Origin of the sequence: Streptomyces sp. 150FB (genome assembly GCF_000818195.1) — a bacterium.
Taxonomy (GTDB): Bacteria; Actinomycetota; Actinomycetes; order Streptomycetales; family Streptomycetaceae; genus Streptomyces.
Map to the genome: position 1 here is coordinate 6,007,192 of NZ_JTHL01000001.1, position 15,783 is coordinate 6,022,974.

15 protein-coding genes are annotated in these 15,783 nt (G+C 71.0%); 5 read left to right on the forward strand and 10 right to left on the reverse strand.

The genetic code is table 11. The features are described from left to right. Positions 1-56 precede the first annotated feature (56 nt). Positions 57-1,619 (reverse strand): HAMP domain-containing sensor histidine kinase, encoded by a 1,563-nt coding sequence (locus QR77_RS25965; protein WP_052489714.1) that lies wholly within the window; start codon positions 1,617-1,619, stop codon positions 57-59. A gap of 239 nt (positions 1,620-1,858) precedes the next feature. After that, entirely contained in the window at positions 1,859-2,536 is a 678-nt protein-coding gene (gene afsQ1, locus QR77_RS25970) for a two-component system response regulator AfsQ1 (RefSeq protein ID WP_173476453.1), read from the reverse strand. 205 nt (positions 2,537-2,741) lie between these two features. Between afsQ1 and QR77_RS25975 the strand changes: the two genes are divergently transcribed. Further along, positions 2,742-3,500: a SigE family RNA polymerase sigma factor gene (locus QR77_RS25975; protein ID WP_040024492.1), complete on the forward strand. Its 759-nt coding sequence runs from the start codon at positions 2,742-2,744 to the stop codon at positions 3,498-3,500. A gap of 186 nt (positions 3,501-3,686) precedes the next feature. Here the strand turns inward: QR77_RS25975 and QR77_RS25980 are convergent, their stop codons facing one another. After that, positions 3,687-4,355, reverse strand: coding sequence for a hypothetical protein (locus QR77_RS25980; RefSeq protein ID WP_236710817.1), 669 nt, complete (start codon positions 4,353-4,355; stop codon positions 3,687-3,689). A 140-nt stretch (positions 4,356-4,495) separates the two neighbouring features. Between QR77_RS25980 and QR77_RS25985 the strand changes: the two genes are divergently transcribed. After that, positions 4,496-4,915, forward strand: coding sequence for a hypothetical protein (locus QR77_RS25985; protein WP_040024494.1), 420 nt, complete (start codon positions 4,496-4,498; stop codon positions 4,913-4,915). Between the two features lie 18 nt (positions 4,916-4,933). Here QR77_RS25985 and QR77_RS47520 read toward each other — a convergent pair whose 3' ends face one another. The 4 genes from QR77_RS47520 to deoC all read right to left on the reverse strand — a co-directional run bounded on the left by QR77_RS47520 (position 4,934) and on the right by deoC (position 8,520). Continuing rightward, positions 4,934-5,086 carry a hypothetical protein gene (locus tag QR77_RS47520; protein ID WP_173476351.1) on the reverse strand — a complete coding sequence of 51 codons (153 nt, stop codon included), beginning with the start codon at positions 5,084-5,086 and terminating at the stop codon, positions 4,934-4,936. Between the two features lie 170 nt (positions 5,087-5,256). After that, positions 5,257-6,147, reverse strand: a complete 891-nt coding sequence (locus tag QR77_RS25990) for an aldehyde dehydrogenase family protein (RefSeq protein WP_040024495.1) — start codon at positions 6,145-6,147, stop codon at positions 5,257-5,259. After that, positions 6,140-7,576 carry an aldehyde dehydrogenase family protein gene (locus QR77_RS25995; protein ID WP_107068987.1) on the reverse strand — a complete coding sequence of 479 codons (1,437 nt, stop codon included), beginning with the start codon at positions 7,574-7,576 and terminating at the stop codon, positions 6,140-6,142. Before QR77_RS25995 ends, QR77_RS25990 begins: the two co-directional genes overlap by 8 nt. Continuing rightward, the gene (gene deoC, locus QR77_RS26000) at positions 7,573-8,520 is read right to left on the reverse strand and encodes a deoxyribose-phosphate aldolase (protein WP_173476454.1); all 948 of its coding nucleotides are present in this window, start codon (positions 8,518-8,520) and stop codon (positions 7,573-7,575) included. The genes QR77_RS25995 and deoC overlap by 4 nt, the downstream gene beginning before the upstream one ends. A gap of 100 nt (positions 8,521-8,620) precedes the next feature. Here deoC and QR77_RS26005 point away from each other — a divergent pair, with 100 nt between their 5' ends. Continuing rightward, positions 8,621-9,256, forward strand: coding sequence for a PH domain-containing protein (locus QR77_RS26005; RefSeq protein ID WP_040024499.1), 636 nt, complete (start codon positions 8,621-8,623; stop codon positions 9,254-9,256). A 564-nt stretch (positions 9,257-9,820) separates the two neighbouring features. Here the strand turns inward: QR77_RS26005 and QR77_RS26010 are convergent. The 3 genes from QR77_RS26010 to QR77_RS26020 form a co-directional block, all read right to left on the reverse strand. Continuing rightward, on the reverse strand, positions 9,821-11,473 hold the full coding sequence (locus QR77_RS26010; RefSeq protein ID WP_040028669.1) for a phospho-sugar mutase: 1,653 nt from the start codon (positions 11,471-11,473) through the stop codon (positions 9,821-9,823). A 105-nt stretch (positions 11,474-11,578) separates the two neighbouring features. Next, the gene (locus QR77_RS26015; protein WP_040024500.1) at positions 11,579-12,409 is read right to left on the reverse strand and encodes a purine-nucleoside phosphorylase; all 831 of its coding nucleotides are present in this window, start codon (positions 12,407-12,409) and stop codon (positions 11,579-11,581) included. Positions 12,410-12,557: 148 nt separating this feature from the next. Further along, positions 12,558-12,995: a gamma-glutamylcyclotransferase gene (locus QR77_RS26020; protein ID WP_040024501.1), complete on the reverse strand. Its 438-nt coding sequence runs from the start codon at positions 12,993-12,995 to the stop codon at positions 12,558-12,560. A 225-nt stretch (positions 12,996-13,220) separates the two neighbouring features. Between QR77_RS26020 and QR77_RS26025 the strand changes: the two genes are divergently transcribed. Together QR77_RS26025 and QR77_RS26030 are read left to right on the forward strand one after the other, a co-directional pair. Next, positions 13,221-14,660 (forward strand): NAD(P)H-quinone dehydrogenase, encoded by a 1,440-nt coding sequence (locus tag QR77_RS26025; protein WP_040024502.1) that lies wholly within the window; start codon positions 13,221-13,223, stop codon positions 14,658-14,660. A 112-nt stretch (positions 14,661-14,772) separates the two neighbouring features. Then, positions 14,773-15,774, forward strand: a complete 1,002-nt coding sequence (locus QR77_RS26030; RefSeq protein WP_078877136.1) for a DeoR/GlpR family DNA-binding transcription regulator — start codon at positions 14,773-14,775, stop codon at positions 15,772-15,774. The last annotated feature ends 9 nt before the right edge of the window (positions 15,775-15,783 follow it).

The window sequence follows — 15,783 nt, forward strand, 5'->3', positions numbered from 1 at the left end:
CGCGCCGCCGCTGGGACCCCTGCCGTCGCCGGAGCCGCTGGGGCTGCTGGGCCGGGTCACCGTACGTCGTTCCCGTCGCCGCCGTCGTGGTTCCAGTCGCCCGCCGGGTTCCCGGACTCTCCCGGCCCGCGCCCCGGCTCCCGGTCCCCGTCCTGGTCCGTCTCCGCCGTCCGCGATCCGTAGCGCGGCAGCCGCAGCTCGAACACCGCGCCGCCGTCCGGCGCGTTCGCCGCCGTGATGCCGCCCCCGTGGATGTGCGCGTTCTCCATCGCGATCGACAGACCGAGCCCGCTGCCCTCGGAGCGCGGCCGGGAGGCGCTCGCCTTGTAGAAACGGTCGAACACGTGCGGCAGTACCTCCTCGGGGATGCCGGGGCCGTGGTCCCGTACCTCGATCACGAGTTCGTCGCCCTCGGTGCGCACGGCGACCCGTACGGGCGACCCGCCGTGCTTGAGCGCGTTGCCGATCAGATTCGCCATGATCACATCGAGCCTGCGCGGATCGAGCCGCGCCATGATGCCCCGTTCCGCGTCCAGATCCACCGCGTCCAGCCAGGCGCGCAGATCGATGCAGGCGGTGACCTGGTCGGCGACATCGACGTCGTCGAGGACGAGCCGCGCCGTGCCGGCGTCGAAGCGGGTGACCTCCATCAGGTTCTCCACCAGGACGTTGAGCCTGCGGGTCTCGCTCACCACCAGCGTCACGGCGGGCGCGATCATCGGGTCGAGGGTGTCTGCCTCGTCCTCCAGGATCTCCGTCACCGCGGTCAGCGCGGTCAGCGGCGTACGCAGTTCGTGCGACATGTCGGCGACGAAGCGGCGGCTCGACTCCTCCCGCGCGCTCATGTCGGCGACCTTCTTCTGGAGCGACTCGGCGGCCCGGTTGAACGTCCGTGACAGATCGGCCAGTTCGTCCGTCCCTGTCACCCGCAGCCGGATGCCGAGCCGGCCCTCGCCGAGCAGCCGCGCCGCCTCGCCGAGCCGGCGTACGGGCTTCAGTACGGTGGTCGCCGCCGCCTGCGCGAGCAGCGCCGAGCCGATGAGCGCCAGGAAGGTCGCGATCCCCAGCGACCAGGCCAGCGAGGTGAGATCCGCGCGCTCCTGGTCGAGCGACTTGAAGACGTAGCCGGTGGGGCCGCCGCCGATGATCCGCGTACCGCCGACCAGATAGGGCGTGCCGTCGCGCTCCACGCGCTGCCAGAACAGGTGGTACGGGAATTTGTTGCCGCCGGTCACCGGCTGTCGCTCGTTCACCGCTTTCCGCAACGACTCCGGCACGTCGTTCAGCGTGAAGGTGCCCGGGTCGGAGGCGCCGACGATCGGCTTGCCCTTGGCCCGCTCGCCGAGCAGCAGCACCGAGTAACCGCTGTTCTTTCCGGCCGCCATCTGCTCGGCGGTGACCTGGAGATCGCTCTGGAGCGGCTTCAGCGGGAGCTGGGCGGCACGGTTCTGCATCTCCTGCTGGAAGTCGCTCAGCGCCGCGTTCTGCGTCCTGGTGAGCACGGCCTCGCGGTTGAGCCAGTACGCGATCCCCGACGCGGAGACGGCGGCGATGAGCGCGACAGCTCCGAATACGACAACGAGCCGCAGCCGCAGGCTCGTCCAGCGCAACCGCGCCAGGACCGCCTTCTTCGCCCTGCCGCCGGCCGGCCCGTCGGGCCCGTCGGATCCGTCGTAGCTGTCGTGGTGGCCGCGGGTGTCGTGGTTGCCGCTGGGAGTGCCGTGGGTCCCGCCGGGGGTTTCCCCGCCCGTACGGTTCGCTTCCGCCGAACCGGCCGAACCGGCCGAACCGGCCGATCCGGCCGGTCCCGTCGATCCCGTCGATCCGTCCTCCGGCCCGCCCGTCGCGGGTACGTCGCTCACGAAGGCGCGTCCAGCCGGTAGCCCACGCCCCGTACCGTACGGATCAGGGTCGGTGAGGACGGTACGTCCTCCACCTTCGCCCGCAGGCGCTGCACACACGCGTCCACCAGGCGCGAGTCGCCCAGGTAGTCGTGCTCCCAGACGAGCCGCAGGAGCTGCTGCCGCGACAGGGCCTGCCCCGGCCGCCGGCTCAGCTCCAGCAGCAGCCGCAGCTCGGTCGGGGTGAGCTGGAGATCCTCGCCGTTCTTGGTGACCGTCATCGCCGAGCGGTCGATCACCAGGCTCCCGAAGGTCGCCGAGTCGGTCGACTCGCGTTCGCCGCGCCGCAGCACCGCGCGGATCCGGGCGTCAAGCACCCGGCCCTGTACGGGTTTCACCACGTAGTCGTCGGCGCCCGACTCCAGGCCGACCACCACATCGATGTCGTCACTTCGGGCGGTCAGCAGAATGATCGGCAACTGATCGGTGCGCCTGATCCGCCGGCACACCTCGAAACCGTCAATTCCGGGCAGCATCACATCCAGCACGATCAGGTCCGGTCGCTGCTCACGGAGCAGTTTCAGGCCGTCCTCTCCCGTCGCCGCGGTGGCCACCCGGTGGCCCTGGCGTGACAAAGAGAGTTCGAGGGCCGTGCGGATGGCGTCGTCGTCCTCGATCAGCAGCAGGAAAGGCACAGGGGTCATTCTGACTCATGGGGGGACCGGAGTTCGACAGTTGGGGCGCTCCCACACATCCGCCACAACTTTCGCCGTATGCGCCCAGGCTGCCAAGTGCCCCTGTGACAGGCCTGTGACAGTCGACGGACAGCGTGATGAAACTGCCCGTGCAAGCTTTTCGGCATACGGCAAGAACCAGACTCCAATCGACGGGGGGCGCGGGATGAACGCACTGCACGGAACCACCTCAAGCGCAGTTGTCACGCGTCTGCACGACGTCCTGCGGAGCAACGAGAAGTCCGGCGCCGTGAACGGGCGGGGGTGCGTTCGTGGCGCCGGGCGTCAGCAGAGGCCGTCGTACGTGACGGTCGTTGACGCGAACCAGCCGCTGGACCGCACGGTGAGCCAGCCGGCGGAGCAGCCGGTGGACCAGCCGGCGAAGGCGCCCGGCGCCTCGGACGCCGAGACGGCGTTCACCGCGTACGTCCAGGAGCGCCGCGCCTCCCTCTACGCCACCGCCTACCACCTGACCGGCGACCGGTACGAGGCCGAGGACCTGCTCCAGAGCGCGCTCTTCTCGACCTACCGCGCATGGGACCGGATCAGCGACAAGGCGGCGGTCGGCGGCTATCTGCGCCGCACGATGACCAACCTGCACATCAGCGCCTGGCGCAGGCGCAAGCTCAACGAGTACCCGACGGAGGAGCTGCCGGAGACGGTCGGCGACACCGACGCGATGCGCGGCACCGAACTGCGCACCGTGCTCTGGCAGGCGCTCGCCCGGATCCCCGAGCTCCAGCGGACGATGCTCGTCCTGCGCTACTACGAGGGCCGCACCGATCCGGAGATCGCGGAGATCCTCGACATCAGCGTCGGCACGGTCAAGTCGAGCATCTGGCGGTCACTGCGCCGGCTGCGCGACGACGAGGTCCTGAGCTTCGGCCGTGACGAGGAAGCGTCCTTCGGCGAGTTGGTGGCCTGAAGGCTGAAAGACCCGCTGTCTCGGGGGAGACAGCGGCACGCGTGGGGGGCACGGGGGAGACGAGCAGCACCGGACGGACAGGTCGGGGAGGCCTGATGTCCGGTGCTGCTTGTTCTGCTGCTTATTTCACGTCACGTCACGTCACGTCACGTCACGTCACGTCGCGTCACTTCACTGCACGTCACTTCACGTACGGGTGGCGGGCGCGGCCTCTTCGGCCGGCGCGGGAACGGCCGTACGCGCTCCCGCGTACCGTCCCGCTGCGGCGGCGATCCGGCCGAGCGCCTCGTCCCTGGCGCAGGGGTACGCGCCCAGCGCGCGCTGGCGCGCGACGATCGAGCGCTCGGTGCGCATCAGCCGTAGTCCGCGCCGGAGCAGGAACGGTATGGACTTGCGCCCCTCGCGCAGATCCCGCAGGAGCCGCCGCCTGAACGTCGTCGAAGGACGGCCCCGCAGGCACAGCGCGTCGGCCAGCAGGCCGAGTTCCCGGCAGCGGGCCACGATGTCGGCGGCGAAGATGCCCTCGGCGACGAACACCGGCGCCTGTCCGACGGCGAGCGCCTCCGTGTCCACGCGCGAGCTGGTGGCGATGGAGTAGACGGGGACGGTCGTGGCGCCCGTACGGCACAGCTCGGCGACCGCCCCGACGGCGGCCTCGGCGTCCCAGGACAGCGGCGAGTCCCAGTCGATGTCCGGGCTGCCGGCCACGAGCGGCAGCGTCGGGTCGTCGCCCTCCTTGTAGAAGTCGTCGAGACGCAGCACGGGCAGGCCCGTACGGGCGGCGAGGGACGATTTTCCGGAGCCGGAGGGACCGGCCAGCAGCACGACCTGGGGCGTGTTCGGTTGGGGGCTCACGGGACACCAGTCTGAGGCATGCGGCCGGGCAGGGGACCCCCGGGGATGATTCAGATGAATTGTTGGTATCGAGCGGGCGCTCTCAACTACTCTGTGTGCCGTTACGGTTACGATTCGACTTCCTCAAGGCGGGAACCCCCATGGCACGTCACGCAGCCTCCCCCTCCCAGCGCCGGCCCCTGCTGCGCGCCGGACTGACCCTCACGGCAGCGGGCGCGGTCCTCGGCCTGGCGGGCGCCTCGGCCCAGGCGGCGCAGTCGGCGGCGCCCGCTTCGCTCTCGGACATCGACACCCCGCTGCCCGGAGCGGGCACGGCGGCGGCGCAGGGCCTCGCGAGCGCGGCGAAGTACGGGCTCTCCGGCGTGGTGAGCCCGGTCGCGAACCTCAAGCTGGACCCGCTGGCGGGCACGGGCGTGGACCCGCTGGACAATGTGGTGGGCACGCAGATCGCCGACTTCCAGCCGCTGAACACGGGACCGCTGACGGACCCGATCACGAACGGCGCTTCGCTCTCCGACCTCCCGGTGATCGGCCAGGCGACGCGGCTGCTGACGGGCTGACGCGTGAGGGGGGCCGCGTCAAGCGGTCCGGCCGAGTTGGAGCACCGCGACCTGGATGTGCGTTTCGCGGATCTCGTAGAGAGGCCAATAGCGGCCCGAGTGCATGCGGCCGAGATCGGTTGATTTCGCCGCTTCGAGGGCAAGCGTCTCCCATAAGACTTCGTAGCTCATGCCTCGGATTCCAGACCGAGGAGACGCAGGGCACCGAAGTTGGCGCGCGCCTCAGTCATGGTGTTGGTGTCAGTCATGTACACCACTGTGCTGTTCTGTCTGGTACTGGACACTGGAATGGCCCCCGCTTCGCCCGGAAGAGCGTGCGCAGGGGCCATTCCAGTGCGGTCTCAGTACCCAGACCCCGACGCGCCCAGGCTGCCCGTCGGGTGCCAGACCGTCTTCGTCTCCAGGAACGCCGTCAGGCGGTACGTGCCCGGGTCTGCCGTCCAGTCAGGCGCGGGAACGGCCGGGCGCAGTACGCGCTTCAGGTTGTCCGCCGCCGCGATCTCCAGCTCCTTCGCGAGGATCTCGTCCGCGCCCGCCAGGTCGATCGCGTTGACGTCCTGGTGCGCGGCCAGCGGCGCCGCGATCTCGCCCGTACGGCCCGAGAGGATGTTGACCACCCCGCCCGGCACGTCCGACGTCGCCAGCACCTCGCCCAGCGTCAGCGCCGGCAGCGGTGACTTCTCGCTCGCGACGACCACCGCCGTACTGCCCGTGGCGATCACCGGTGCCAGTACCGAGACCAGCCCGAGCAGCGACGAGTCCTGCGGCGCGAGGACCGTGACGACTCCGGTCGGCTCAGGGGTGGACAGGTTGAAGAAGGGCCCGGCGACCGGGTTCGCCCCGCCCGCCACCTGGCCGATCTTGTCGGTCCAGCCCGCGTACCAGACCCACCGGTCGATCGCCGCCTCGACGACCAGTGCCGCCTTCGACTTCGACAGGCCCTCGGCGTCGGCGACTTCGCGTACGAACTGCTCCCGGCGGCCCTCCAGCATCTCGGCGACGCGGTACAGCACCTGGCCCCTGTTGTACGCGGTCGCGCCCGACCAGCCGCCGAACGCCTTGCGCGCGGCGACAACCGCGTCCCGCGCGTCCTTGCGGGACGACTGCGGGGCGTTGCCCAGCCAGCGGCCCTTGGAGTCCGTCACCTCGTACACCCGGCCGCTCTCGCTGCGGGGGAACTTGCCCCCGACGTACAGCTTGTAGGTCTTGAACACACTCAGTCGCTCAGACATCCAGGTACCCCTCAAGGCCGTGGCGGCCGCCCTCGCGGCCGTAACCCGACTCCTTGTAGCCGCCGAAGGGCGAGGACGGGTCGAACTTGTTGAACGTGTTGGCCCAGACGACACCCGCCCGGAGCTTGTTCGCGACAGCGAGGATGCGGGAGCCCTTCTCCGTCCAGATGCCCGCCGACAGGCCGTACTGGCTGTTGTTGGCCTTCGCCACCGCTTCGTCGGGCGTACGGAACGTCAGCACCGAGAGCACCGGGCCGAAGATCTCGTCGCGCGCGATGGTGTGCGCCTGGGTGACGTTCAGGAAGAGCGTCGGCGCGAACCAGTAGCCCGACGACGGCAGTTCGCACGCGGGCGACCAGCGCTCGGCGCCCTCCGCCTCGCCGGTCCGCGCCAACGCCTCGATACGGGCGAGCTGTTCGGCGGAGTTGATGGCGCCGAGGTCGGTGTTCTTGTCCAGCGGGTCGCCGATCCGCAGCGTGGCGAGGCGGCGCTTGAGCGCGTCGAGCACCTCGTCCTGGACCGACTCCTGGACGAGCAGCCGCGTACCGGCGCAGCAGACCTGGCCCTGGTTGAAGAAGACGCCGTTGACGATCCCCTCGACCGCCTGGTCGACGGGCGCGTCGTCGAAGACGATGTTGGCGCCCTTGCCGCCGAGTTCGAGCGTGGCCTTCTTGCCCGTACCGGCGATCTGCCGCGCGATCGCCTTGCCGACGGCGGTCGATCCGGTGAAGGCGACCTTGTTGACGTCCGGGTGCTCGACGAGTGCGGCGCCCGCCGCCCCGTCGCCGGTGACGATGTTCACCACGCCCTTGGGCAGCCCCGCCTGGCGGCAGATGTCGGCGAAGAACAGCGCGCTGAGCGGAGTGGTCTCGGCGGGCTTCAGCACGACGGTGTTGCCGGTGGCGAGCGCCGGGGCGATCTTCCACGCGAGCATCAGCAGCGGGAAGTTCCAGGGGATGATCTGCCCGGCGACGCCGAGCGGACGCGGGTCGCTGCCGTACCCCGCGTGGCCGAGCTTGTCGGCCCAGCCCGCGTAGTAGAAGAAGTGCGCGGCGACCAGCGGGAGGTCGAAGTCCCGGGTCTCCTTGATCGGCTTGCCGTTGTCGAGCGTCTCCAGCACGGCCAGTTCGCGCGAGCGCTCCTGGATGATCCGCGCGATCCGGAACAGGTACTTGGCGCGCTCGGCGCCGGGCAGCGCCGACCACTTCTCGAAGGCCCGGCGCGCCGCCTTCACGGCCCGGTCGACGTCCTCCGTACCGCCCTGCGCGACCTCCGACAGGACCTCTTCCGACGCCGGGCTCACGGTCTTGAAGACCTTGCCGTCCGCCGCTTCGGCGAACTCGCCGTCGATGAACAGGCCGTAGCTCGGCGCGATGTCGACAACCGCCCGGGACTCCGGGGCCGGTGCGTACTCGAATGCCATGATCAGTCCACCGTCACGTAGTCGGGGCCGGAGTACCGGCCGGTGGCCAGCTTCTGGCGCTGCATCAGCAGGTCGTTCAGCAGGCTGGACGCTCCGAAGCGGAACCAGTGGCTGTCCAGCCAGTCCTCGCCCGCCGTCTCGTTGACCAGCACCAGGAACTTGACCGCGTCCTTGGACGTACGGATGCCACCGGCCGGCTTCACGCCGACCTGCGTACCGGTCTGCGCCCGGAAGTCGCGCACGGCCTCCAGCATCAACAGGGTGTTCGCCGGAGTGGCGTTGACCCCGACCTTGCCGGTCGACGTCTTGATGAAGTCGGCGCCCGCGATCATGCCGAGCCAGGAGGCGCGGCGGATGTTGTCGTACGTGGACAGCTCGCCGGTCTCGAAGATGACCTTCAGCCGGGCGCCGCCCGCCGCGTCCTTCACGGCGCGGATCTCCTCGTACACCTTCAGGTAGTGGCCCGCGAGGAACGCGCCCCTGTCGATGACCATGTCGATCTCGTCCGCACCGGCGGCGACGGCGTCGCGTACGTCGGCGAGCTTCACCGCGAGGGAGGCGCGCCCGGCGGGGAACGCGGTCGCGACGGACGCGACCTTGACGTCCGTACCGGCCAGCGCGGTCACCGCCGTCTCCGCCATGTCCGAGTACACACAGACGGCGGCGGTGGCGGGAGCGGAACGGTCGGTCGGATCGGGGCGGACCGCCTTGGCGGCGAGAGCGCGGACCTTGCCGGGGGTGTCGGCGCCTTCGAGCGTCGTCAGGTCGATCATCGAGATGGCGAGATCGATGGCGTACGCCTTGGCCGTGGTCTTGATGGAACGGGTCCCGAGCGACGCGGCGCGCGCCTCCAGGCCCACGGCGTCCACGCCGGGGAGCCCATGGAGGTATCGGCGCAGTGTGCTGTCGGACGCGGTCACGTCAGCGAGTGCGGGTGCGGTGGTGGACATGGTCACCAGGGGAGCATATCTACGCGCGTAGCGGAACGTCCAGTCCCCGTCCCTCACCCGCCGGGCCCGGTTCCGGGGCGGATGCGGCAGAATCGTACCCATGACCAGTCCCGATCAGCCCGCCGAGTCGACCTTCGCCGACCGCGCCTTCCGGTCGTCCCCGGGGATCGCGAGCGGCGTGCTGCTGCTCCTGCTCGCCCTCTGGCTCGGCGGCGACGCGTTGATCGCGGGCGGCGGCCGCACGCCCTGGCTGGCACTCGCCGGGCTGCTGCTCTCCGTACCGCTGATCGTCGCCTTCACCCTGCGCCCCGCGGTCTTCGCGGGCGCCGACAAGCTGCGGATCAGGAACCCGTTCCGGCTGATCACCCTGCCGTGGGCCGTGGTCACCAGCGTGCGCGCCGGCTACTCGACCGAGGTGACGACGGAGGGCGGCAAGCGCTACCAGATGTGGGCGGTCCCGGTCTCGCTGCGCCAACGCAAGCGCGTCTCCCGCCGCCAGGCCCGCAGCTCGGTGGACGACCCGCACGGCAGGACCTCGGTGAGCGCGGACGTCACCGACTCGGCGGCACGGATGGCCGTGGCGGACCAGACGGTCGCGGACCTACGAGAACTGGCCGAACAGGCGGCGACCAGCCCTGGCGCGCAGGGTGAGCCGGAGGTCCGCTGGGCGTACGAGGTGCTCGCCCCGGCGGCGGCGGGCCTGATCGTCCTGCTCATCCTGCTGATCACTGGTTGACGGGGGTCGTTGTCGCCGCGTTGTGCCTCGCGGCGGGCGGCCGTGGTCTTGGCGGTGCGGTGGTTGCGGCCGGGTCTTGGTTGCGGTCGCGGTTTCGGTGCCGGGCGCCGGGGCCTCCGGAGGCACATGTCCGGACGTGTGATTTACGGCGTCGTGACCCCGGAACGTGTTGCTTGAGGCGGTCGTGCGCCACAAATCTCACGTTAGCGTCCGGACACGTACCTCCTGCGACCCCGTCACCCTCCGTCGCAGTCGGCAGACCCGTAACGCCGCGCCCGGGGCGGTCAGCGCGGCGTTCCCGCAGGTGAAGGGGGGCGCGCAGGGGTGGTGTCCGGGATACTAAAGCGTGATTTGCGGCGCACGACCGCGTTCACCTGGCGACCGCGGTGACGGCGCCGTAAATCGTGCCATCCCGGATGCCACCCCGGAGCGGCCCCCGTCAACAACCGCAACCCACGCCGGTGACCCCGGACCCGTCCGCGAAACGAACCCGGTGGCACCGAACGGCCAGACCACGACCGCCCGCCGCGAGGCGCACCGCCGCGAGGCGACCGGCCGGGAGGCTCAAAGACCCGCCGCCTCCGCCACGTCCATCCTCAGCGTCGCCAGAACCTCCGCCCCCCGCTTCCGCGCCGTCCCCAGTTCGTCCAGGGACGCCACCGGGACCACGACCTCCAGGTAGCACTTCAGCTTGGGCTCGGTGCCGCTGGGGCGGACGATCACCCGGGCCTCGTACGCGCCCTCCAGGCGATACCGCAGCCCGTCCGTCGGCGGGAGCGTGGCCGTGCCGCGCGTCAGGTCCTCCGCCGAGGCGACCCGCAGCCCCGCCAGCTCCACCGGTGGCCCCTCGCGGAGCCTCCGCATCGCGTCCGAGATCAGCGACAGGTCCTTCACCCGCACCGAGAGCTGGTCCGTCGCGTGCAGCCCGTGCGTCAGCGCGAGGTCGTCCAGTACGTCGGTGAGCGTCCGGCCCTCGGCCTTGAGCCCCGACGCCAGCTCCGCCACCAGCAGCGCGGCCGTGATGCCGTCCTTGTCGCGTACGCCGCCGGGGTCGACGCAGTAGCCGAGCGCCTCCTCGTACCCGTACCGGAGCCCCTCCACGCGGGCGATCCACTTGAAGCCGGTCAGCGTCTCCTCGTACCCGAGGCCCGCGCGCTCCGCGATCCGGCCGAGCAGGGACGAGGAGACGATCGACTCGGCCAGCACACCCGTGGCGCCCTTGGCGACGAGGTGCGCCGCCAGCAGCGCGCCGACCTCGTCACCGCTGAGCATCCGCCAGCCGGGGCCGCCGGGCGCGGGGTCCGGCACAGCGACCGCGCAGCGGTCCGCGTCCGGGTCGTTCGCGATGATCAGGTCGGGCTGTACGCGCCGGGCGGTCGCGAAGGCCAGGTCCATCGCGCCCGGTTCCTCGGGGTTGGGGAACGCGACGGTGGGGAACGCCGGGTCGGGCTCGGCCTGTTCGGGGACCAGGACCGGCGCGGGAAAACCCGCGCGGGCGAACGCGGCGGTGAACGTCTCCGTACCGACGCCGTGCAGGGCCGTGTGGACGACGCGCGCGGTCCTCGGCGTCCCGGCCGTCAGCGCCGCGTCCGTACGCTCCAGGTAGGCCGCCAGGATGTCGTCGCCCAGGGTCTGCCAGCCGTCGCCGGGGCGCGGTACGGAGGCGAGCGGTCCGACCGCGTCGATCTCCGCCGCGATCTCGCCGTCGGCGGGCGGCACGATCTGGGAGCCGTCGCCGAGGTAGACCTTGTAGCCGTTGTCCCGGGGCGGGTTGTGGCTCGCCGTGACCTCGACGCCCGCGACGGCGCCGAGGTGCCGTACGGCGAAGGCGAGTACGGGCGTGGGCAGCGGCCGGGGCAGCACGGCGGCGCGCAGCCCCGCGCCGGTCATCACGGCCGCCGTGTCGAGGGCGAAGTCGGTGGACTTGTAGCGGGCGTCGTACCCGATGACGACCAGTCCGTCACCCTGCCCGCGCGCCTTCAGATACGCGGCGAGCCCGGCGGCCGCCCTGATCACCACGGTGCGGTTCATCCGCATCGGCCCGGCCCCCAGCTCGCCGCGCAGCCCGGCGGTGCCGAACTGGAGCGTGCCGGAGAAGCGTTCGGCCAGGGCGTCGAGGTCCCCGGCGTCGATCAGCGCGCCCAGCTCAGCGCGGGTGTCGCTGTCCGGGTCCTCGTCGAGCCAGGCCCTGGCGCGGGTCACGATGTCCTGCTGCACGCTGTACACGCCTCCTTGCGCCCCGAACGGGCACCACTGACGGTGTTGCGGCCGGGGCGCGGACGGCCGCTGCCGCCGGAGCCCGGGCCTGAAGTCATTCCCGGCTCAGATGCGCTCAAGCACCCGGGCGAGCAGCGCGCCCATCTGGGTCGCCGAGTCGCGGCCGGCCCGGAGGACCTCTTCGTGGTTGAGGGGCTCACCGGTCAGCCCCGCGGCCAGGTTGGTGACGAGCGAGATGCCGAGCACCTCGGCGCCCGCCTCGCGCGCCGCGATGGCCTCCAGGACGGTCGACATCCCGACCAGGTCACCGCCCAGCACCCGGACCATGTTGATCTCGGCCGGGGTCTCGTAGTGCGGTCCCGGGAACTGGACGTACACGCCCTCTTCGAGAGCCGGGTCGATCTCTTTACAGAGGGCGCGCAGCCGGGGCGAGTACACATCCGTCAGGTCGATGAAGTTCGCGCCGATGATCGGCGAGACCGCGGTCAGATTGATGTGGTCGCTGATCAGCACCGGCTGCCCCGGGCGCATCCCCTCGCGCACCCCGCCGCAGCCGTTGGTCAGCACGACGGTCTTGCACCCGGCGGCGACCGCCGTACGGACACCGTGCGCGACGGTGGCGACGCCCCGGCCCTCGTAGTAGTGCGTACGGCCGAGGAAGACCAGCGCGCGTTTCTCGGCGATCCGGTACGAGCGGATGCTGCCGCCGTGGCCCTCCACGGCCGGTGCCGGGAACCCGGGCAGGTCGGTGACCGGGAACTCCGCCTCGGGGACGCCGAGCGCGTCGACGGCGGGTCCCCACCCGGAGCCCATCACAAGGGCGACGTCATGGGTCTCGGCGCCGGTCAGCTCCCGCAGGCGCGCGGCGGCGGCGTCAGCGGTGGCGAGGGGGTCGGCGGGTCCGTCGGCGAAAGCCGGGATAACAGATGCGTTCACGCGGATGAGGGTAGCCGGTCATTCCCTACGCGCGTAGATGATGCTCACACGGTCTTCGGATCGTTGTGTTGTCGTTTCCGACGAGGGGTCCGGCAAAGGCCCGCAAAGCCGCATGAAGGGGTCGGCCGCCGCCGTGCTCCGCACGCCCTCAGCAGGGGCGTTTGCGCAGCTCCATCACGTAGTCGTGGGGTGCGCCCGCCGAATCGGCGGCGTCGGCCAGCTCGCCCAGGTAGCGGGCGGAGGGCAGGCCGCCCTCGTAACCGTTCAGGACGTACAGCCAGGCCGGCTCCTCGCCGTCCAGGGTGTCCACCCGGACCCGCATCCGCCGGTAGATGTCGAGGCCGACACCCTCCCAGCGGTCCATCGAGTCCTCGTCCATCGGCGCGATGTCGTACAGCGCGACGAAGATCTGTGAGCGCGGCGCCTCCACGATCGTGGCCAGCGCCCCCTCCCAGCCCATCTGCTCCCCACCGAAGGTGAGCCGCCAGCCGTTGAGCCAGCCGGTGCCGCGCAGCGGAGAGTGCGGGGCGCGGCGGGACATCAGCCGCGCGTCGAGGTTGCCGGCGTACGCGGCGTAGAGCGACATGGGGACGAGGGTACGGGAGGTACGACCGTGACCGCCGGTGGCCCGGGCGGACGCCGGGACCCGGCGCCTCGCGGACCCTCGTACGGGTGCTCCCAGGACCCGGCGCGAGGCAACTTGGCGCGTGCGGGACAATGGAGTACGTACTGCACCTCCCGGGGGACAGCCCCGGACCCCCGGCCGGGGTGACAGCGGGGCCGGGTAAACAATGCTGAGGCGGATTTTTTCGTGACCCGGATCGTGATCATCGGCGGCGGCCCCGGCGGCTATGAGGCGGCCCTCGTGGGGGCCCAGCTCGGCGCGGAGGTGACCGTCGTCGACTGCGACGGACTCGGTGGCGCCTCCGTGCTCACCGACTGCGTGCCGTCCAAGACGCTCATCGCGACAGCCGAGGTGATGACGTCCTTCGACTCCTCGTACGAGGAACTCGGCATCATCGTCGCCGACGACACCCCGCCGCTGGAGCAGGCGGCCCGGGTCGTGGGCGTCGACCTCGGCAAGGTCAACCGCCGGGTGAAGCGCCTCGCGCTCGCCCAGTCCCACGACATCACCGCCTCCGTCACCCGGGCGGGCGCGCGTGTCATGCGCGGCCGTGGCCGGCTCGACGGCCGGCAGGCGATGGACGGCTCGCGCCAGGTCGTCGTGACCGCGGCCGACGGCAGCCAGGAGTCGCTCACCGCCGACGCCGTACTGATCGCCACCGGCGCCCACCCCCGCGAGATCCCGGACGCCAAGCCGGACGGCGAGCGGATCCTCAACTGGACCCAGGTGTACGACCTCGACGAGCTGCCCGAGGAACTCATCGTGGTCGGCTCGGGCGTCACCGGCGCCGAGTTCGCCGGCGCCTACCAGGCGCTCGGCTCGCGCGTCACCCTCGTGTCGTCACGCGATCGTGTACTTCCCGGCGAGGACCCCGACGCCGCCGCCGTCCTGGAGGACGTGTTCCGGCGCCGGGGCATGAACGTGATGTCCCGCTCCCGCGCCGAGTCGGCCAAACGGGTGGACGACCGGGTCGAGGTCACTCTCTCCGACGGCCGGGTCATCACCGGCACGCACTGCCTGATGGCGGTCGGAGCCATCGCGAACACCGCGAACATGGGCCTGGAGGAGGCCGGCGTCCTGGTCAAGGACTCCGGCCACATCAAGACCGACCGGGTCTCCCGTACGTCGGCGCCCGGCGTCTACGCGGCCGGCGACGTCACCGGCATCTTCGCCCTCGCCTCCGTCGCCGCGATGCAGGGCCGGATCGCCATGTACCACTTCCTGGGCGACGCCGTGGCCCCCCTCAACCTCAAGACTGTCTCGTCGAACGTCTTCACCGACCCGGAGATCGCCACCGTCGGCTACAGCCAGGCCGACGTCGACAGCGGCAAGATCGACGCCCGTGGCGTCAAGCTGCCACTGCTGCGCAATCCGCGCGCCAAGATGCAGGGCATCCGCGACGGCTTCGTCAAGATCTTCGCCCGTCCGGGCACCGGAATCGTCGTCGGCGGGGTGGTCGTCGCGCCGCGTGCGAGTGAACTCATTCACCCCATCTCGCTGGCCGTCGACAACAATCTGACGGTGGAACAGATCGCCAACGCCTTCACGGTGTATCCCTCGCTGTCCGGCTCGATCGCCGAAGTGGCACGGCAGTTGCACACCCGCAAGACGGCGGAGGAGAGCTGACGCGAGGCAGACCGATCACCCCATACCACTCGGAGCGCTCTTCCGAGTGCAACTTCCGTTTTCCGGCGTAAACTGCTGAGACCGGACGGTCATTGGGGTTACTGTCAGTTTCGTGTTCGCTGCAGAACGTCGCCAATTGATCCTCGAAATGGTGCGCGCCAACGGGGCCGTGTCGCTCCGTGAGCTCGCCCGCGTCGTCCAGACCTCCGAAGTGACCGTACGACGGGACGTGCGGGCACTGGAGGCCGAAGGACTCCTCGACCGCCGGCACGGCGGTGCGGTACTGCCGGGCGGATTCACGCGAGAATCCGGCTTTCCGCAAAAGTCCCATCTCGCAACGGCGGAGAAGACGGCCATTGCCGACCTGGCGGCGAGCCTCGTCGACGAGGGCGAAGCCATCGTCGTCGGCGCCGGCACCACCACGCAGGAGCTGGCCCGGCGGCTCGCGCGTATCCCGGGCCTGACCGTCGTCACCAACTCGCTGCTGGTCGCCCAGGCGCTGGCGCACGCCAACCGCGTCGAAGTCGTCATGACGGGCGGCACGCTGCGCGGCTCGAACTACGCGCTGGTCGGCTCGGGAGCCGAGCAGTCCCTCCAGGGCCTGCGGGTCACCCGGGCGTTCATCTCGGGGAGCGGACTGACCGCCGAACGCGGCCTGTCCACCTCCAACATGCTCTCGGCGAGCGTGGACCGGGCACTGGTCCAGTCGGCGGCGGAGGTGGTCGTGCTGGCCGACCACACCAAGCTCGGGACCGACACGATGTTCCAGACGGTGCCGACCGATCTGATCAGCCGCCTGGTGACGGACGAGCCCCCGGCGAACGACGAGCGCGCAGTGACGCAGCTCCAGGCGCTGGCGGACCAGGGGGTGCAGATCACGGTCGCGGGCGTGGGCGCGGGGGGCGCCGGAGGTACGGGGAGTGCGGGCGGCACCTCGAGCGGCGAGGGGCGCCAGCCCCGCCGCGACGTACCGCTGCCGGGCCAACGCCGCACCACGGGCCCGGGCGGCGGGGCGCCCCACTTGCGGAGCGCGTCGACCTCGACGACGGCATCGGCGGCGCCGACGGACCAACAGAGCGACAGGGCGCGGGTCGCGGACCTACGCCGCCGTTGACAGTCGCCT